Annotated in this window: 15 protein-coding genes; 6 read left to right on the top strand and 9 right to left on the bottom strand. The window is 73.1% G+C overall.

Going from position 1 to position 18,865, the window contains the following annotated elements; translation table 11 throughout:
- Positions 1 to 691 precede the first annotated feature (691 nt).
- Together ASF20_RS19140 and ASF20_RS19135 are read left to right on the top strand one after the other, a co-directional pair.
- Positions 692 to 2,446 carry a type I secretion system permease/ATPase gene (locus ASF20_RS19140; RefSeq protein ID WP_056276988.1) on the top strand — a complete coding sequence of 585 codons (1,755 nt, stop codon included), beginning with the start codon at positions 692 to 694 and terminating at the stop codon, positions 2,444 to 2,446.
- Positions 2,446 to 3,795, top strand: coding sequence for an HlyD family type I secretion periplasmic adaptor subunit (locus tag ASF20_RS19135; RefSeq protein ID WP_056221817.1), 1,350 nt, complete (start codon positions 2,446 to 2,448; stop codon positions 3,793 to 3,795). The genes ASF20_RS19140 and ASF20_RS19135 overlap by 1 nt, the downstream gene beginning before the upstream one ends.
- 160 nt (positions 3,796 to 3,955) lie before the next feature.
- Here ASF20_RS19135 and ASF20_RS24275 read toward each other — a convergent pair whose 3' ends face one another.
- Complete coding sequence (locus ASF20_RS24275; RefSeq protein ID WP_156648135.1) at positions 3,956 to 4,102, bottom strand: hypothetical protein; 147 nt, start codon at positions 4,100 to 4,102, stop codon at positions 3,956 to 3,958.
- Positions 4,103 to 4,444: 342 nt separating this feature from the next.
- Between ASF20_RS24275 and ASF20_RS19130 the strand changes: the two genes are divergently transcribed.
- On the top strand, positions 4,445 to 4,666 hold the full coding sequence (locus ASF20_RS19130) for a hypothetical protein (protein ID WP_056221819.1): 222 nt from the start codon (positions 4,445 to 4,447) through the stop codon (positions 4,664 to 4,666).
- A gap of 175 nt (positions 4,667 to 4,841) precedes the next feature.
- Here the strand turns inward: ASF20_RS19130 and ASF20_RS19125 are convergent, their stop codons facing one another.
- The 5 genes from ASF20_RS19125 to ASF20_RS19105 form a co-directional block, all read right to left on the bottom strand.
- Positions 4,842 to 5,714, bottom strand: a complete 873-nt coding sequence (locus tag ASF20_RS19125) for an alpha/beta hydrolase (protein ID WP_056276984.1) — start codon at positions 5,712 to 5,714, stop codon at positions 4,842 to 4,844.
- Positions 5,704 to 6,621, bottom strand: coding sequence for a polysaccharide deacetylase family protein (locus ASF20_RS19120; RefSeq protein WP_056276980.1), 918 nt, complete (start codon positions 6,619 to 6,621; stop codon positions 5,704 to 5,706). The genes ASF20_RS19125 and ASF20_RS19120 overlap by 11 nt, the downstream gene beginning before the upstream one ends.
- 105 nt (positions 6,622 to 6,726) lie before the next feature.
- Complete coding sequence (locus ASF20_RS19115; RefSeq protein WP_056221828.1) at positions 6,727 to 7,506, bottom strand: ABC transporter ATP-binding protein; 780 nt, start codon at positions 7,504 to 7,506, stop codon at positions 6,727 to 6,729.
- The gene (locus ASF20_RS19110) at positions 7,499 to 8,317 is read right to left on the bottom strand and encodes an ABC transporter permease (RefSeq protein ID WP_244476497.1); all 819 of its coding nucleotides are present in this window, start codon (positions 8,315 to 8,317) and stop codon (positions 7,499 to 7,501) included. Before ASF20_RS19110 ends, ASF20_RS19115 begins: the two co-directional genes overlap by 8 nt.
- 29 nt (positions 8,318 to 8,346) lie before the next feature.
- Positions 8,347 to 9,306: an NrtA/SsuA/CpmA family ABC transporter substrate-binding protein gene (locus ASF20_RS19105; protein WP_056276977.1), complete on the bottom strand. Its 960-nt coding sequence runs from the start codon at positions 9,304 to 9,306 to the stop codon at positions 8,347 to 8,349.
- 126 nt (positions 9,307 to 9,432) lie between these two features.
- Here ASF20_RS19105 and ASF20_RS19100 point away from each other — a divergent pair, with 126 nt between their 5' ends.
- Positions 9,433 to 10,341, top strand: a complete 909-nt coding sequence (locus tag ASF20_RS19100) for a LysR family transcriptional regulator (RefSeq protein ID WP_056276972.1) — start codon at positions 9,433 to 9,435, stop codon at positions 10,339 to 10,341.
- Positions 10,342 to 10,355: 14 nt separating this feature from the next.
- Positions 10,356 to 11,537: a hypothetical protein gene (locus ASF20_RS19095; protein WP_056276970.1), complete on the top strand. Its 1,182-nt coding sequence runs from the start codon at positions 10,356 to 10,358 to the stop codon at positions 11,535 to 11,537.
- A 34-nt stretch (positions 11,538 to 11,571) separates the two neighbouring features.
- Here ASF20_RS19095 and ASF20_RS19090 read toward each other — a convergent pair whose 3' ends face one another.
- A complete protein-coding gene (locus ASF20_RS19090; RefSeq protein WP_056276966.1) occupies positions 11,572 to 12,885 on the bottom strand; it encodes a GGDEF domain-containing protein in 1,314 nt (437 codons plus the stop codon).
- 376 nt (positions 12,886 to 13,261) lie between these two features.
- Here ASF20_RS19090 and ASF20_RS19085 point away from each other — a divergent pair, with 376 nt between their 5' ends.
- On the top strand, positions 13,262 to 13,921 hold the full coding sequence (locus ASF20_RS19085; RefSeq protein ID WP_056276963.1) for an OmpW family outer membrane protein: 660 nt from the start codon (positions 13,262 to 13,264) through the stop codon (positions 13,919 to 13,921).
- A gap of 31 nt (positions 13,922 to 13,952) precedes the next feature.
- On the opposite strand, the gene ASF20_RS19080 is transcribed toward ASF20_RS19085, so the two are convergent.
- On the bottom strand, positions 13,953 to 17,405 hold the full coding sequence (locus tag ASF20_RS19080; protein WP_056276960.1) for a YhaN family protein: 3,453 nt from the start codon (positions 17,403 to 17,405) through the stop codon (positions 13,953 to 13,955).
- A gap of 108 nt (positions 17,406 to 17,513) precedes the next feature.
- On the bottom strand, positions 17,514 to 18,764 hold the full coding sequence (locus tag ASF20_RS19075; protein ID WP_056276956.1) for a DNA repair exonuclease: 1,251 nt from the start codon (positions 18,762 to 18,764) through the stop codon (positions 17,514 to 17,516).
- Positions 18,765 to 18,865 lie beyond the last annotated feature (101 nt).

Here is an 18,865-nt window from a genome sequence, read left to right as displayed (position 1 = left end):
AGGATCCGCAAGAGCAAAATCGCCGCCCACGCTTCTCTTTCTCAGATTCACTTGTCAAAGAACATTGTACCGAACACGAACCGTACGGTCCCAATGCCGCTACAGACAAAAACAGTTGGTCATCCAGCTCATCGCCGGATCCCCATCCGAAAGTCTCTGCAGAAGCGTCGGTGCGCCGCCAAACCCGTTGGCCGGCGCCGATGAGCCGGGGTATACGGGCGCCGGCCGGGGCCGTCAACACCCAACATCACATTTTTACGACGCCCATGCGCAAGGCGCCCCAGCGACCGCCGGGTCGGGCGCGCAGGGCCCCCATGCGTCGCCCCCCACCCCTATCCGGCTGTACTCTCGCACGGTGCCGATCGGCGGGGGAGGGGCGGTCTCGGCCTGTCCACGGCGGATTGTGCCGCCGCGGCCCCGATCGGTCCGAATCTCGGCGGAGGGCGCATTCACCGCATCTTCACATGATTGCCACATGCCTATGGAATGCGCCGCGGCCGCGTCGCGGGGCGTCTTTGCTCCGACCTCGCAGCGCGCTCCGCTTCGGTATCAGATCTAATCCCGACTGATTACGGGCGCGCACGAGGGAGCATCAGCGCGCGGAGACACTTGCAACGACTAAGTGGCTCGCTCAAAATACAGTTGTGGAGAGGGGCGGGCCGCACCGGTCTCGCCGGGAAGGAAGCAGATCGTGACGCAGGCCCGGGATTCCGCCGAGCTGGCCTCGGCACTGGCGCAGTGCCGGACGGCCTTTATCGGCGTGGCCGCCATGAGCGGGCTCGTGAACGTGCTCTATCTCACCGGCTCGTTCTTCATGCTCGAGGTCTACGACCGGGTGATCCCGAGCCGGTCGGTGCCAACCCTGATCGGCCTCTGCATCCTGGCCTTCGTGCTCTACATCTTCCAGGGACTTCTCGAAGCCCTGCGCTCGCGCATCCTGGCCCGCATCGGTGCCGCCCTGGACGAATCCCTGAGCGGGCGAGTCTTCGACATCGTGGTGCGCGCGCCCCTGAAGGGGGCCGCCCCCGGCGACGGCCTCCTGCCCCTGCGCGACCTCGACCAGCTGCGCGCCTTCCTCGGCGGCTCGGGCCCCTCCGCCTTCTTCGATCTCCCCTGGATGCCGATCTATCTGCTGATCTGCTTCCTGTTCCATCCCCTGATCGGCGTCGCCGCCCTCGTGGGCGCGGCCGTCCTCGCCACCCTCGGCCTTCTCACCGACCGGGCGACCCGGCATCCGGCCCAGACCGCCACCGCCCACGGCCTGCGTCGGAACGGCCTGGCCGAGGCCGGCCGCCGCAACGCCGAGGTCTTGGCCGCCATGGGCATGCAGGGGCGCTTCGGCACCCGCTGGGCCCTGGCCAACCGCGACTACATGCAGTCCCAGCAGCGCGCCTCCGACATCGCCGGCGGCTACGGCGCCGGCTCCAAGGTGTTCCGCACCGCCCTGCAGTCCGGGGTGCTGGCGCTGGGCGCCTACCTCGTGATCAACGGTCTGGCCTCCGCCGGCATCATCATCGCCTCCTCGATCCTGGTGGCCCGGGCCCTGGCCCCGGCGGAGCTCGCCATCGCCAACTGGAAGAGCTTCGTCCAGGCCCGCCAGTCCTGGGCCCGCCTCTCCGAGCTCTTCGCCCGCATGCCCGCCGGCGCGCAGCCGCACGCGCTCCCGGTGCCATCCCGCGCGCTTCAGGTCGAGAGCGTCAGCGTCGCCCCGCCCGGAACCCCCCGCCTCGTGGTCCAGGACGTCAGCTTCGCCCTCCAGGCCGGCCAGGGCCTCGGCGTCATCGGCCCCTCGGCCTCGGGCAAGTCGAGCCTGGTGCGCGCCCTCGTCGGGGTCTGGCCGGCCGTGCGCGGGAAGGTGCGCCTCGACGGCGCCGCCCTTGACCAATGGTCGGCCGACGATCTCGGCCCCCATATCGGCTTCCTGCCCCAGGAGGTGGAGCTGTTCGCCGGCACGGTGGCGGAGAACATCGCCCGCTTCGATCCGCAGGCCCCCTCCGACGCCGTGATCGCGGCCGCCCGCGCGGCCGGCGTGCACGAGCTGATCCTGCGCCTGTCGGAGGGCTACGACACCCGCATCGGCGAGGGCGGTGCAGGCCTTTCCGCCGGCCAGCGCCAGCGCGTCGGCCTGGCCCGGGCCCTCTACGGCGATCCCTTCCTGGTCATCCTCGACGAGCCCAACGCCAATCTCGACGCGGAGGGCGAGAACGCCCTGACCCAGGCGATCATCGGGGTGCGCCGCCGCGGCGGCATCTGCATCGTCATCGCCCACCGGCCGTCCGCCCTCGGCGCGGTCGACCTCATCCTGATGATGGCGGAGGGCCGGGCCCAGGCCTTCGGGCCGAAGGACGAGGTCCTCAAGCGCGTGCTGCGTCCGGCCTCGGTCCCCGTGGAGGCCCGCCCCGTGGACACGCAGGCCGGCCCCGGCGCCCTGCAGGAGAGTGCATGATGTCCGTCGCCCTTAGCCCCGTCGACCTGCATCCCGCCCTCACGGCCCCGCGTCCCACCGCGCAGGGCTCGATCCGCCGCCACCTCGCCCTCGGCCTCGCCCTGGGCGCGGTGCTGGTGGTGGGCGTGGGCGGCTGGGCCACCTTTACCCAGATCTCTGGCGCCGTGATCGCGCCGGGCCAGCTCGTGGTCGAAACCGACGTGAAGAAGGTGCAGCACCCCACCGGCGGCGTCGTCGGCGAGCTGCGGGTCCACGACGGCATGCGCGTCAAGGCCGGCGACATCCTGATCCGTCTCGACGAGACCCAGACCCGGGCCAACCTCGACATCATCCTGAAGGCCCTGGACGAGCTCTCCGCCCGGCGCGCCCGCGACGAGGCCGAGCGCGACGGCGCCGCCACCATCGCCTTCCCGCCCGAGTTGCTGGCCCGCAAGGACAGCGATCCCTCGGTGGCCCACCTGATCGAGGGCGAGACCCGGCTGTTCAGGTCCCGCGTGGCCGGCCGCGAGGGGCAGAAGGCGCAGCTGCGCGAGCGCGTCCAGCAGCTGCGCGAGGAGATCAAGGGCCTGACCGAGCAGGTCGCGGCCAAGGCCCGCGAGGTCGGCTTCATCACCGGCGAGTTGCAGGGCGTGCGGGAGCTCTACGCCAAGAACCTGGTGCCCCTGGCCCGGGTCAACGCCCTGGAGCGCGACGCCGCGCGCCTCGACGGCGAGCGCGGACAGCTCCTCGCCTCGACGGCCTCGGCCCGCGGCAAGATCGCCGAGACCGAGCTGCAGATCCTTCAGATCGACGGCGACATGCGCACCGAGACCGGCAAGGACCTCGCCGAGATCCGGGGCAAGTGGTCGGAATATGTCGAGAAGCGCGTGGCCGCCGAGGACCAGCTCAAGCGTGTCGACATGCGCGCTCCGCAATCGGGCACGGTGCACCAGATGACAGTGCACACGATCGGCGGCCTGGTGACGCCCTCCGAGCCCGCCATGCTGATCGTGCCGGAGGCGGACCAGCTCGCGGTGGAGGTGAAGATCCAGCCGCAGGACATCGACAATGTCCGCCTCGACCAGGCGGCGGTGCTGCGCTTCTCGGCCTTCAACCAGCGCACCACGCCGGAGATCGACGGGGTGGTGTCTCGGGTCTCGGCCGACGTCACCTCCGATCCGAAGACCGGGATGAGCTACTACACGGCCCGCATCCGCGTGCCGGAGGACCAGAAGGAGCGCCTCGGCACCGCCCGCCTCGTCCCGGGCATGCCGGTCGAGACCTTCATGCAGCTCGGCAACCGCTCGGTGCTCAGCTACCTCACCAAGCCGCTCACCGACCAGATCGCCAAGGCCTGGCGAGAAAAGTAAGGCTTGGTGAGAACAGTAAGGCTTGGCGCGAGAAGTAAGTCCTGGCGAGAAAAGGAAAACGTGGCGCGAGGCGTTCGTCTCGCCGGAAGCCGGATGGCCCCGGCCTGCGCGAAGGCCGCTGCGCCTGAACGGGGGATGGCCCGTGCGCTGGCGGGAGGGATCAGCAGGCCGGCTGGATCGCGGACATCAGGCTTCGAAGGACGGCCCGGAGATGGGCGCGGAGCGCCAGGACCCGCTCGTCCGGCAGGGTCTCGGTTCCTGCCCTCTCGCTTCCGGGACCTGCAAGATATTCGTCGAACCCGCTCATCGGCAGCGCCCCTCAATGCCACGACGCATTTTTGCAGTGCACAAAAGACAAAAAGTATTATTCCAGACTGATTGTCAATACCTGCTTCTAGCGCAATTGCGCATCCCATTCGCCAATTGCATCTTCGATGAATGAAGCGCTTAATTCTACCTGAAGTTAATCGGGATTGAGCAACGATATCCGATACTGAGCACGCCACGGCCTCCCTTTGACTGGCCCGTCGCCCGTACCCTGAGACCTGGATCCCTTCCGGCCCGGAACGGACGTGCGGCGGTTCGGGCGGCAGGTCAGCGGGGGCGACAGGCCCATGCTCGTCCCTGCGTCCCGAGGGCCATTTCCCCGATGCGCTTCCATTTCGATCTCACCGATGGCCGGACCACGATGCCCGACGCGAGGGGCGCCGAAGCGGCCGACCTCGCCGAGGCCATCGCCCAGGCCGCGCTGGTCATCGAGGAACTTCGCAGGGGCGGCGAACTGGTCCATGTCGAGGGCGCCTGGGATCTCGTGATCCGGGATGCGGACGGGCGGGACCTGCACCGCATCCCCGTCGTCCCGAGGGCGTGAGTGCGCGGGCCTGCGCGTCCGAAGCCGAAGCTATGCCGCATCGACGGGGCCGTGCATTAACTTTCCATGAGCGGTTCACGATCAGCGGCTCACGATGCGTGGCCTGCCCTGAGCCGAGGCGGGTCGGAGGAGGGGCCGACCGGGCGAAGGCGGGGCGATTCGCGTCCGGGACGACTCAGGAATGGCCCAACGCGGCGGCGATGCGGGCCAGGCGCCCGTCCGGATGCGCCAGGGCCTCGAGGATCGAGAAATGATCCGCGCCGTCGAGCGCGACGCAGCGGGTCTCGGGCTCCACCGCCGCGCGCGCCGCGGCGTAGGCCTTCGACTGGCGCCGAAGTTCGGGCAGTTCGTCGGCCCCGTAAGCGACCACCAGGGGGACGAAGCGGCGAGGGGCCAGGCGGATCGGCGACAGCGCCTCCACCTCCCCGGGCGTGAGCCGGAGCGCGTCGTCGAGGGACGTCCGGCGGATGGGCGCGAGATCGTAGATCCCGCTGATCGCGAGGCCGGCATCGGCGTCCGGCCCGTCCAGCGCCAGGGCGGCGAGGTGCCCGCCCGCCGACCAGCCGGAAACCACGAGGCGCCGACGCCCCAGGCCCACGGCGGCATCGTGCGCCCGCAGGGCGCGCAGGGCCGCCCGGATCTCGTCCGCGATCCGGGTCAGCGACGCCTCCGGCGCCAGGGTGTAGCCGATCAGGGCCACGTCGAGCCCGAGGGCGAGCGGCCCCTCGGCCAGACAGGCGAAGCCCTCCTTGGCGTTCCGCTGCCAGTAGCCCCCATGGATGAAGGCCAGCAGCGGGGCGCCGGCCCGTCCGCAGGCGAACAGGTCGATCCGATTCCGGGGGCCGGCAGCGTGGGGCGGCCCCGGATCGTAGGGGAGATCGAGGGTGTGGCCCGGGCGGGCCCGGAGGGCGGCGCTGCGCGCGCTCCAGTCGGCGAGGCGGGCGGCGCTGTCGGCGACCGCCCCCGCATTGTCGTAGGCCCGGCTCAGGGCCGCGCGGTCGAGGTCCCGCCAGTCCGTCGGCGGCGTCCCGTCGGTCTCAAGCCTCATCGCCGGTTCCCCGATACCAGTCCACGAGTTCGCCCCCTTGGGCGAACCAGACGTCGTCGCGGGCGAGGAGCGCGTCGAGGAGCCGCTCCAGCAGCCCGATGCGGTGGGGGACGCCGGTGATGTAGGGGTGGAGGGCGAATCCCATCACCTTGGCGCCGCCCAGCGGCCCGTCGCCGGCCGCCTCCGCGGCGAGGCGCTCGACCTGGGCCAGCGCCCGGGCCACGAACTCGTCGGCACGGTGATGCTGGATCGCCAGCAGGGGGATGTCGTTCAGCTCCACCGAGTAGGGCAGGGCGATGAGCGGGCGCGTCGCGGTGGCGATGCGGCTGGGCCGGTCGTCCACCACCCAGTCGCCCACATAGTCGAGACCAGCGGCGGCGAGGTGGTCCGGGGTGTCGAGGGTCTCGGTCAGGCCGGGCCCGAGCCAGCCGCGCGGGTTCGTCCCCGTCACGGCGCGGATCGCCGCCAGGGTCCGGGCGATCATCGCGGGCTCGTCCGCGATGCGGTGGGTCGGGACCTGGTGGAAGCCGTGGCCCATGAACTCCCAGCCCGCGGCGTGGGCTTCGTGCGCCACGCGGGGATAGGCCTCGCAGACCGAGCCGTTGACCGACAGGGTCGGGCGGACCCCGCGCGCCTGGAACGCCGCGAGGAAGCGCCAGAACCCGACGCGCATCCCGTATTCGTGCCAGCCCCAGTTGGCGAGGTCGGGCAGGAGGGTCGCGCCGGTCGGCGCCACCAGGATCTGGCGCGGCATCGGGTTGTCGATGAGCCAGTGCTCGACATTCACCACCGGCCAGATCGCCACGTGCTTGCCCTTCGGCAGGACGAGGCGCGGCCGGTCGATGGCGGCCCGGTAGGCGAGGCGGCGCTCGGGGCGGCGGGGGTCCGACAAATCCGGTTCGGTCATGTGGGCTCGGCGCGGCACCAGGGGTTGGACATGTGGAGGGCGGCGGGCGCCGCCCGTTCCCCTTCCCCTCGAGGGGGAGAGGGACCCGTTCCGGACGTCAGCGCCTCACGCGGCGACGCGGCCGTGATGGCTGTGGAGCTGGGCCGAGAGCATCCGGCGGATGTCGTTGAAGGCCGGGCTCGAGACGTCGCGGCGGCGGGGCAGGGCGATGTCGTGCACGGCGTCGATCCGGCCGGGGCTCGGCGACATCACCACGACGCGGTCGGCGAGGAAGATCGCCTCCTCGATGGCATGGGTGACGAACAGCACGGTCAGGCCCGTGCGGCTCCAGAGCTCGAGGAGCTCGTCCTGCAGGCGCTCGCGGGTCATGGCGTCGAGCGCCCCGAAGGGCTCGTCCATCAGCACCACCTCCGCCTCGTTGGCCAGCACCCGGGCGATGGCGACGCGCTGCTTCATGCCCCCCGAGAGCTGGTGGGGATGCGCGTCCGCAAAGGGGCCGAGGCCCACGAGGTCGATGTAGCGGGCCACCGTGTCGCGGATCTCAGGCGCAGGGCGCCCGCGGGATTTCGGACCAAATCCGATGTTGTCGCGGACCGAGAGCCAGGGGAACAGGCCGTAATCCTGGAAGACCATGCCGCGCGACGGGTCGGGGCCGGCGATGGGCTTACCCCACATGCACGCTTCGCCGGAGGAGGGCGCCTCGAAGCCGGCGGCGATGCGCAGCAGGGTGGACTTGCCGCAGCCCGAGGCGCCCAGCAGGCAGACGAACTCGCCCCGCGTCACCGTGAGGTTGGCCCCCTTCAGGGCGGTCACCGTCCTGCCCTGGACCGCGAAGGTCTTGCCGACGTCGCGGATCTCGAGAATCGGAAGCGTCGGATCACCCATGAGACGGACTCCAGGCCAGGAGGCGGCGGCCGATCAGCATGACGATCCGGTCCGACAGGAAGCCCGCGACGCCGATGACGATCATGCCGCAGATGACGATCTCGGTGCGGGAAAGCTGGCGCGCCTCCATGATGATGGCGCCGAGCCCCGTCTGCACGCCGGTCATCTCGCCGACCACGATCACCACCCAGGCGAAGCCGAGACCGAGGCGCAGGCCCGTGAAGATCGACGGCAGGGCGGCGGGCAGCACCACCCGGGCGAACTGGGCCGAGCCCCGGCAGCCGAGCATCGCCGCCGCCTCGAACAGGCGCGGCTCCACCGAGCGCACCCCGAAGATGGTGTTGACCAGGATGGGGTAGAACGCCCCGAGGAAGACGAGGAAATAGGCCGAGCGCGGCCCGAGGCCGAACAGGATCATGGCGAGCGGCAGCCAGGCGGTGACCGGCACCGGCCGCAGGATCTGGAAGGTCGGGTCGAGGAGCTGGCGCATCAGCGGCACCCGCCCGATGAGGAGGCCGAGGGGGAGCGCGAACAGCACCGCGAGAGCGAAGCCCCCGTAGACCCGCGACAGCGAGGCGCCGAGATGGGTGAGCAGGGTGGCGCTGAAGGCGTCGTCGTTGATGCCCCCCACGGCGAGGTCGACCAGCGCCGTCCAGACCTCCGCGGGCGGCGGGATCAGGCTGTAGGGCCGCCCCGTCGTCAGGAGATGCCAGATGACGGCGAGCCCGGCGGGGATCGCCAGGGCCAGGGCCGCCTCGCGCAGGCGCCCCCAGGGCCATGCGACGCGCGGGCGGGGCGGGGCCGCCGGCACGGACGCCGCGACGGCGGCCGGCGCGGCGCTCACGCGTCCCTCATGGCATCGACGAAGCGGGTGTCGATGAAGGTCGAAAAATCGGGCAGGCGCTTGATCTGCTTCAGGGCGAGCATGCGGTCGGCATAGACCTTGGCCTGGGCGACCTCGGTCTCACCGAGCTTCCATTTCAGCTCGACGTTCGGGGCGGAGAGTTCCAGCGCCTCCCGCTTCTGCCCGAGCTTGGCCACCGCCATGGCGATCATCGCCTCGCGGTTGCCCTGCGCGAACTCCGTGGCCTTGCGGTGGATCTCCAGCATCGTGCGGACGATCTCGGGCCGCTGCGCCGTAGTGTCGGCGTGCGCGCCGAACACCATGTTGAGGGCGCCCATCTCGGTCCCGTAGGGATACTCGACGAGGCTGCCGACGCCGCTGGCGAGGCTCACGCCCGGGGCCGGCTCGGCGCCCACATAGGCGTCGATGTCGCCGCGCGCCAGGGCAATGTGCATCTCCGAGAACGAGATCCGCACCGGCGTGATGTCCTTCACGCTCATCCCTTCCTGGCGCAGGCGCTCCAGGGCGAAGACCTCCTGGGTCGAGCCGGGCCACAGGGCGACGCGCTTGCCCTTGAGGTCCTTGAGGGCGGCGATGCCCGCATCCTTCCTGGCGATGATCGCCATGCCGCGGTTGCAGGTCGAGGCGATGATGACGAGGGGCTCGCCAGCGGCCGCTCCCAGGGTGCCGGCGGCGATGCCGAAGGTCCCGAAATCCACCGACTTCGTCACCACCGCGTTCTTGCACTCGGTGGGGCTCTCGAACGGCACGACCTCGACCTTGTATCCGGCCGGGGTGAACGACTCGTAGAAATGCGGCGCGATCGAGTGGATCAGCTTCAGGGAGCCCATCCGGATCACCGTGGGGGCCTGCGCCCGGGCCGGACGGGGAAGGCCGAGGGGCGTGGCCAGGAGGCCGGCGCCGAGGCCGGCCAGGAGGGTGCGACGGCGGATCATGGCGGGGCTCCGGACGGCAAGTCTCGACCACCGAGGCTAGGGTCATCGCCTGTTGCACGCGAGTGCTGTTTCTTGACTGCCCCGTTGCCGATCGGGCAACAGGGGCGGGACCAGCGGACCCGCACGATGAAGCACCTACGCATCCTCACCTACGTGACCGAGGTGGCCCGCCACGGCGCGATCCGCCGGGCGGCGGAGCGGCTCAACATCACGCCCTCCGCCCTGACCCGGCAGATCCAGGACCTCGAATACGAGCTCGGCACGCCGATCTTCGAGCGGGTGGCCCAGGGCATGCGCCTCAACGCGGCCGGCGAATTGCTGGTGCGCCACATCCGCGACCAGCGCGCCGACCTGGAGCGGGTGCGCTCGCAGATCGCCGACCTGTCCGGGGTCCGGCGCGGGCACGTGGCGCTGGCCTGCAGCCAGGCCTTCGTCAACCACGTGGTGCCGGACGAGGTCGAGGCCTACCGGGCGCAGTTCCCGCAGGTGACCTTCACCGTGCAGGTCCGCGATCACGTCCAGGCGGTGGCGGCGCTGGCCCAGTTCGAGGCCGACCTCGCCCTGGTGCTGCAGCCGCCGCCCTCGGCCGACATGCAGGTGCTGTTCTCCTGCCGCCAGACGCTGTGCGCGCTGATGCGGGCCGAGCACCCGCTGGCCGCAGAGACCGGCCCGGTGCGCCTGCGCGACTGCCTCGCCCACCCGATGGCCCTGCCGGACCGCTCGCTCGCCATCCGCCACCATTTCGACGACGCGCTGGGCCGCCGGGGCACACCGCTGAGGCCCGCCATCGAGTCGAGCTCGCTGGAATTCCTGCGCAACCTCGTCCTGCGCGAGGACGCGGTCAGCCTGCAGGTCCCGAGCGGCATCCCCGAAGATCCCCGCCTGCGCTCCCGCCCCATCGACGCCCGGGACCTCGCCCCGATGGCGCTGATCCTGGCGCAGCTGCGGGGCCGCACCCTGCCGGTGGCGACGGCCAAGTTCGCCGACCGCTTCGCGAGCAGCCTGCACCGGCGCTACGGCGTCGCGGCATCCTGACGGCGGAGGCGGAGATGCGCGTCCCCCGCCGCGTCCCCATCTCCACCCGGACCATTGGCACGGGATCGGACATGACGCGGATGCGCCTGCGCGGCGGTGCGGCCTGGTTCTCCGCGGCCGCGGGCTGGATCGGCCTCCTGGCGGCCGGCGTGACCCTGGCGGTCGCGGCGGCACCGGTGCTCGTACCCGCCGCGCGCGCGGGCCGCCTCCTCGCGGCGGCCGACGATCCCGGCGCCCTGGCGGAGATCCGCCTGGAGCGCGCGGCCACGCCGGAGCGCCTGGAGGCCGGGCTCGATGCCGCGGTCGCGGCGGAGGACGAGGACCTCGCCTTGAGCTTCCTGGCGCTGGCCGAGACCCGCGGCCTGCCCGTCGATCCGGCCCGCCGGGGCCGCGTGGAGGCCCTGGCGCAGGGCCGGATGAGCCGCGCCGCCCGGGACTTCGCGGCCGGGGCGGTCTCGGGCACCGCGGAGGGGACGGCGGGTCTCGCCGGCACCCTCGCGGCCGACGTGACCGGCCTCGGCGACCTGCGCGACCTCCTGCGCGAGGGCGGGCGCTACGCCCGCGCCGAGCCCTACGACCCGCTCCTCCTCGGCATGGCGCTGGTGGGCCTGCCGCTCACCGTCGCCACCTGGACGGCCGGGGCGGGCGCGGGCGGGCGGGCGGGCATGACCGTGCTGAAGGCGGCCCGGCGCGGCGGCCGGCTCTCGCCCGCACTCGCCGCGAGCCTGGGCCGCACGGTCCGCGCCGGCCTCGATCGCGAGGCCGTGGCCGGCGCGGTCGCCGCCTCCGCCCGCCTGGACGTCGCCGGCGCGCGGGCCGCCGCCGGCCTCGCCATCCGGCCCGGCACGGTGGCGCGCCTGACGAACCTGGCCGGCGATGCCCTCGTGCTCGGCCGCCGCACCGGCCAGCGCGGGGTGATGCAGGTGCTCGGCCTCGCCCGGGACCCCGGCGACGTCACCCGCGCGGTCCGCCTCAGCGAGCGCCTCGGCCCCCGCACCCGCGCCACCCTGGCGCTCCTCGGCCGCGGCGCCCTGGCCCTCGGTGCCGGCCTCGCGGCCCTGGCCAGCGCCCTGCTGGCGGGGCTGGCCTGGTGCCTGGGTCTGGCGCTGTTCTGCCGACGCCTCGGACTGCTCCTCGGACGCGCGATCTGGCGCCGGCCCAGGCCCCCGAGCCTGCGGGACGCGGGCCGGGCCTGACGGGGTCTTCGGGCCGGAGCAGGTCCGGGACGCCCTAAGCCAGGCGCAGATCGGCGTGCGGCAGATCGGCGACCGGCACGTTGACCGGCAGGTCCACCACCGGGGGATCGAGCGGAGTCGGATCGGCGAGCGGCAGGGCACGGGCCTGCCCGAGGCCACCCCCGACTGCGCCCCCCACTGCGCCGGGCGTCGGAGCCGCCTTCGGCTCGCAGCAGACGCGGTTCCGCCCCTGGGCCTTCGCCCGGTAGAGGGCGGCGTCGGCCTGCCGCGTCGCCTCCTCGAAGCTCGCCGCGTCCAGCCCCATCATGGCGGCTCCGATGCTCACCGTGACCGTCAGGGCCCCGGACCGATGCGGAAACGGCTCCTCGGCGACGGCCGCCCGCACGCGTTCGGCCACGGGCAGGAGTTCCTGCGGACCGGCGCCCGGAAGAACGATGAGGAACTCCTCGCCGCCCCAGCGGGCGATCAGGTCCGTGGCCCGGAGCGTTGCCCGCACGCGGGCCGCGAACGTCGCCAGGATGGCGTCCCCGCTCTCGTGGCCGTAGCGGTCGTTGATGGACTTGAAGTGGTCGATGTCCAGGATCAGGACCCCGCCCAGCGCCTGCCGGCCCGGGGCCGGAAGGCGGCGGCGCAGCTGCTTCTGCAGGCCGCGGCGGTTGGAGAGCCCGGTGAGCGGATCCGTCTCGGCCAAGCGCAGGAGCGTCCGGTTGGCGCGCTCGGCGGCCATCGCGATGTAGCCGAAATAGGCCAGGACCCCCATGACCTGATCCAGGATCATGGAGTTGCGCTCGGTCTCCGCCGAGGCCGTCGGCCAGTCGGTGCCGACGAGGACCCCGATCGAGACGAGGAAGACCAGCACATAGGATCCGAACGCCACGGTCACGATGGATTGCGACCACAGGCGTTCGACGCCCGGCGACAGGCGGACGGTCTCGCGGGCGGCCAGGAGGGCGACCCCGAGGCAGCAGAGGAACACGGCCGCGACCGCCAGGCGGTTGGCGACACCGGCCGAGAGCAGGAGCGGATAGAGGAGACCCGGGAGGGCGGTGAGACAGATCCCGAGATCGATCCGCACGGGGCGGCCGAAGAAGCTGCGCAGGCCCGTCCAGCACAGGACGAGACTCCCGGCGTAGAGCCAGTAGACGACCATCGCGATCCAGACCGGCGGCGCGTCGGACGACGGGACGTGCATCATGATGAGCGATCCCACCATCGACGTCCCCATGGCGCCCATCCATTGCCAGAGAAAGGTCTGCTGCCGCTGGCTGAGGGCCATGACGAGAAAGACGACGACGTAGGCACACCGGCTGGCAGCACTGGCAAAGTGAAGGGTGTGGAGATCAAGCATCACAGAACTCCGTCTCCAGACACAGCGCCACCACCGTCACAACAATCACGGCATCTGTGGAGGCTGCCACGGGATTTATCATTTCATAAGATACGAATACGCAACCAATGCCCAGGGACGACGATCAGGTATATTTATTGCACTTGCACCACTATATCAAATACATGTCTGCGAAATTCGTCCTGCAATACTGTAAATCTGCAAGATTAAGGACACGGCAAAGGGCATGCTTAAGAGTATCTTCAGTCGACCCGCCTAGCTTTCCGGGACAGCCCCGCGACCGGGTGCGCCGCGCGAGCCCCGTCCCGGCGGCCTGCCGCCCGGGCCCCGGCGCCCGAGCGCGTCGCGCGGTCCGGCCTCTCCGAAAGCACGTCCCATGTCGAAGCTCGCCTCGTCCCTCGGTTCGCTCCTGGCCGTCGTCCTCGCGGACGGAGCGGGCCTCGCACGGGCGGCGGAGCCCGTCGGCGTCGATCGCGGCTTGCGGGCCGGGGACTGGCTCGTGCGCGGCCGCATCATGGGCACCATCCCCACGGAGCAGAGCACCCACATCGCCGTGATCGGCGGACAGAGCAAGACGCCCACCGCCCTGCTGCCGGACGGCGACGTCTCGTACTTCCTGACGGATCACATCGCCATCGAGGGACAGGCGGGCCCGATCCGGACCCGCCCGAAGATCCGGAACTCGCTGGTGGGCGACGTCGCGATCGGATCGGTCTGGAACGCCGCCGCCATGGCGACCCTCCAGTATCACCTCCTGCCCGGGGCGCGTCTCAATCCCTATCTCGGGGTCGGCCTCGCCGTGACCACGCCCATCGCGATCGACCCGGCGCGGGGGATCCCCGATTTCACGCTCGGGTCGCTGGCCAGCCCCGTGCTCCAGGCCGGCCTCGACTATCACCTCGGCGGCAACTGGTTCGGGAACGTTGCGGTGAAGTACCTCTTCGTGCCGCGTCAATCCTACACGATCGGCGGCGTGCGGGTGGCGGCCGACCTGGACATGCTCATGGTGGGCGTCGGCCTCGGCTACCGGTTCTGAGCGCGCCGCGCCCGAAGCGGGGCGGCGCCGTTCACAGGTCGAGCACGTCCACCGCATCCCCCAGGCGCGCCCGGGCCAGGTCCGCCACGTGGCGGTGGTGGGTGAACAGGATCGGCTGGATCGTGCCGCCCACCGCCGCCAGGGCCTCGAGGCCGTGGGCGGTGCGGGCGTCGTCGAAGGTGAGGAACAGGTCGTCGCCGATGAAGGGGGCGGGCTCGGCGCGGGCGGCGTAGTCCTCCAGGTAGGCCAGGCGCAGGGCGAGGTAGAGCTGGTCGCGGGTGCCCTCGCTCAAGCCCTCCACGGGCACGAGCTCGCCCGAGGCCCGGCGCCCCGCGAGGCGGGGGGTGTCGGCGGCATCGTAATCCTGGGCGAGGCCCGCGAAGGCGCCTCCGGTCAGGGCCCCGAACAGGGTGCCGGACCGGGTGAGCAGCGGGTCCTGCTGGCCGGCCCGGTGGCGGCCGATGGCGGTGCCGAGCATCAGGCTCGCGAGCTTCAGCACCGCCCAGTGCCGGGCATTGGCCTGGAGTTCGGCCTCCGCCGCCTTGCGCTGGGCGAGCGCCAGCTCGGCCCCGATGCCCCCCTCCAGCTCGGCGCGACGGCGCTCGTGCCGGTCGCGGTCGGCGAAGGCCCGCTGTCCGCGCTGATCCAGGTCCTCGGCCTCCGCCGCCAGGTTGGCGAGCGATCCCTCGATGTCGTCGCCGGTGAGGGCGGCGAGGTCCGCCCGGAGATCGGCTTCGCCGTGGCCGTCGGCGGCCCGGGCGAGCTCGGCCCGGCGCTCGGCCAGCTCGGCCTGGCAGGCCCGGCGGGCGGTGAGGCGCCCGTGGAGCGCCTCCGGGTCGGTGCCGGGGGGCAGCCCGGCGGCCGGCCCCTCGTTCATGAGGGCGGTCAGGTCGGCACCCGCGGCCTGCGCCGCCCGGGCCGCCTGCACCCGCGCCGCCTCGGCGGCATCGCGCTGGCGCCCCAGCTCCGCCCGGCGGGTCTCGCCCCTGAGGGCGTCCTGCAGGCGGGTGTGCAGCGCCTTCATGGCGGCGGTGGGGGGCAGGGCGGCGAGATCGGGCGCCACCGCCGCGGTCAGGCGCGCCACCGCCTCGCGATGGACCCCGATATCGCGCGCGATGCCGTTGACCCGGCCGAGGCGGTTGTCGCGCTCGGACAGGGCCGCCGGCACCGCGCGCCAGGCGGCCAAAGCCGCCTCGGCCTCGTCCGGCGTGGCCGCGGCCGCCAGGCCGAGATCGGCGAGGGCGGGCCCCCAGGCCGTGCGCCAGGCGGCCTCGCGGGCCAGGGCCTCGGCGAGGGCCGCCGCCGTGCGGGCGATCTGCTCCGCGGCGGTCTCGGCGCGGGTCTTGGCCTCGCGCACCGCCTCCCAGCGCAGGGCGAGTTCGCCGACCCGGTCCTCGAGGCGGGCGAGCATCCGGCCGAGATCGAGGCCGTCGAGGTCGGGCAGGCCGGCCCGGCGGCTGAGATCCGCCAGGGGCGCCCGGCAGGCCTCGACCCGGGCGGCCATCCGGGCCTGCTCCAGTCTTGTGGTCTCCAGCCCTTGCGCGGAATCCTGCAGGGTCTCGACCTCCGTGAGCCAGGCGGCCATCTCGGCCGGGGCGGCGGGGTCGATCCCGCAGGGGGCCCAGGCCGCCCGCCAGGCGGCGGCGCCCTCGGCCAGCCGCGCCTCGCAGGCGGCGAGGGCCTCGTCCGCCGCGGCGGCCTCGGCCTGCTCGGCCGCGAGGCTGCGGGTGTCGGCCCCCTGCTCGGCCACCCGGGCGGCGTCGCTCACGAGGTCGTCGGCCGCCCGGTCGGCGGCGGCGAGCGCCGCGCCGAAGCGGGTCAGGATCTCGGGGGCGCCCCCGGGCAGGTCGGCCAGGAGGGCGTCGCGGCGGGCGCGCAGGGCCAGGAGGTCCGCCAGGCTCGGGATCGGCCGACCGGCGGCGCGCGCCTCCAGGCGGGCGCGGCGCTGGGCCACCGCCGCCTGCGCCGCCGCCAGGCGATCGGCAGCCCGGTCGCGCGCGCGCAGCGCCCCGTCGAGGGTGCTCCGGTAGCGCGCCACCGCCTCGGCCGAGGGCGGGCGTCCGGCGGCGTAGGCGTCGAGATCCGGGATCGGGGGGCTGAGGCGGCCGGCCTGGGTCCGGATCGAGGCCGCCTCGCGGGTGAGGGCGGCGTCCAGGTCGTCGCGCCGGTCGAGGTCGCGGCGCAGGCCCGCGAAGGCCTTCAGGTCGGCCCGCAGGGGGGCCGGATCGGCGAGGGCGCCCGCGCCCGCCGTGGCGGCGGCGAGGCGGTCCCGCTCGGCCTCGCGGGCGGCGAGGTCCTGGCGCAGGCGGGCGATCGTGGCGGCGTCCTCGCGGCCCGCGCGGATCAGGCCCTCGATGCGGGTGCGGGCCGCGTCCGAGGGCTGGCGCGCCCGCAGGGCCTCGGCATCCGGCAGGCCGATCCGGGCCGCGAGCTGGGCGAGCTCGCGCGCGACGGCATCCGCCTCGCCCTGGATGCGGGGCAGGTCGATGCCGCCCTTGTCGAAGCGGTCGGTGCCGCGGAACGCCTCCAGGATCTCGTCGGCCCGGGCGAGCACGCCCTCCTCCACCGGCACCTGCTCCAGGGCCAGGGCGGCCTGCGCGGCGGCGGACCGGGTGCGGGCCGCCGCCTCCGCCGTGGTGCGCAGGGCCGCCAGGGCCTGGCCGAGGCGGTCGATCCAGGCCTCCGGCACCGCGATCAGGCCAGGCTCGGCCTCGGCGCGGGCGGCGGCCGCATCGATGGCCTGGAGAAGCGGGCCGACCCGGCGCAGGCGGGTGAGCCGGGCCTGCTCGGCGGCGATGCGCGCCCGCTCCGCCTTGAGGGCGACGAGGGCCGCCCCGGCGGCCTCGATCTCGCCGTTGAGGTCGCGCCAGTCGCCCGCCCGCAACTCCCCGGCGCGGATCGCCTTGCGGGCCTCGTCGTAGCGCTGGAGCGCCTGGTAGAAGGTCCGGCTCTGGGCGGCGCGCGGCATGAAGATGCCCGCGGCCTCGGTCTCGAGTTCGGCCTGGAGGCCGCTGTAGCCGCGCAGGCCCGAGGCCGCCGCGAACAGGCTGGCACCGACCTCGCCCTCGGCATCCATCATCTCGGCCGCCCCCGCCCGCAGGGCGCGGGCGTCGAGGCCGAAGGCGCGGCAGAACACCTCGCGGGACAGTCCGCCGAGGAAGGGCGTCAGGGCATCCTCCGGCAGGGCCGCGTCGGCGGCGTCCACGAGGGTGTTCCGGTTGCCCTTGCGCCGCCGGAACCCGAGCCGGCGGCCGTCGGCGGCGCGGATCTCGGCGCCGATCCGCATCTGCGGCATGTCGTGCAGGAAGTCGTAGCGGGTCCGCGTCTCGATGCCGAACAGGAGGTCCGTGACGGCGCTGAGCGCCGAGCTCTTGCCGGCCTCGTTGGCCCCCAGCACCACGTGCAGGCGCGCGTCCTCGCGGAACGTGACGGTGCGGTCCGTGAAGGGACCGTAGCGTTCGAGGGCGAGGGAGAGGAGACGCATCGGAACCTTGGGGGACGCTTCGGGAGGAGCTTCGGCAGGACCTTCGGGAGGCGCTTCGGGACCCTTGGGGGGCGCTTGCCGGCGGGCGGTCGTTCGACGGGGCGGCGTTCAGCAGGACCGCCCGGAGAGGCGCCCGAGGATCACCGCCTCGGCCTCCGCGCAGAGGGCCTCGAGGTCGGCGGCGAGGTCGTCCTCGGCGGCGAGGCCGGCCGGCATCTTGGCGGCGATCTCGGCCAGCGCCGCCCGGGCGCGGGCGCGGAAGTCCGGCTCGTGGTCCACCGCCGCCAGCAGGGTGGCGGGGTCGATGGCCGCGAAGGCGTCGGGGCGGGCCTCCGCGACGGGCCGGCGCGGACGGGCGGTCTCGATCTTCAGGCGCTCCAGCCAGATGTCCTCGTGGAGGCGGTGGGCGGCGGCCTGGATCTCGGCGGTGAGCCCGTCGCGGTCGGCCGCCAGGCGGTCGTGCGCCGGGGTCTCCCCCCGCAGGCGCACCCGCACGGCGATGAGGCGCGCCGCGGCGGCCTCCGCGAGCGGGCGCAGGGCCGCCTCGACGCGGGCGACCGCCGCGCGCTCGTCGGCCACGCCGGAGAGATCGACGTCGACGGGTTGGAATCGGGCCTGGTCGACGATGAGGCGCTCGACGCCCTGAACCCGCCCGTCGGCGACGGACACCGCGACGGCGCCCTTCTGGCCGGGCTCCCGGATGCTGCGCCCCTGCAGGTTGCCCGGAAACACGATCCAGGGGTCGCGGGCGAGTTCGGCGTACTCGTGCACGTGGCCGAGCGCCCAGTAGGCGTAGCCCCGCCCCGCCAGGTCCGCCACCGAGCAGGGGGCGTAGGTGGCGTGGGCCGCGTGGCCGGTGCAGGAGGTGTGCAGGATGCCGATGTTGAACCAGCCCGGCAGGGCGGGCGGATAGGTGAGGGCGTAGTTCTCCTCCACCGCCCGGTTGGGAAAGCTGCGCCCGTGCAGCGCCACCTTGAAGGGCTCGAGGCGGTGGGTCTCGGCCCGGCTCGTCGGGAAGCTGCGCACGGAGTCCGGCAGGGTGATCGAGCGGGTGATGACGCTCTCGGCGTCGTGGTTGCCGCGCACCAGGATGACGGGGATGCCGGCCCGGTCGAGGCGGGCGACCTGCCGGGCGAAGAACAGCCCGATGGTGTTGTCGGACCAGTCGCCGTCATAGACGTCGCCGGCCACGATCAGGAAGGCGACGCTCCGCTCGATCGCCAGGGTGACGAGATCCTCGAAGGCCCGGCGCCCCGCCGAGGCGAAGCGCCGGGCGATGTCGGGGTCCTTGAGAGCGAGGCCGCTGAGCGGGCTGCCGAGATGCAGGTCGGCGGCGTGGATGAAGGTGAACGCGGACATGCGGTGCGGATGAGGGGCCCTGAGAGGCGGCCGGGGCGGGAAGATGCGGGCGCCAGGGTCGCGGGTTTGGCGCCCGATTGCAACGTGGGCGCCCGGATCCG

The organism is Methylobacterium sp. Leaf88 (genome assembly GCF_001422795.1).
Taxonomy (GTDB): domain Bacteria; phylum Pseudomonadota; class Alphaproteobacteria; order Rhizobiales; family Beijerinckiaceae; genus Methylobacterium.
This window is presented reverse-complemented; position numbering and strand designations above follow the sequence as displayed.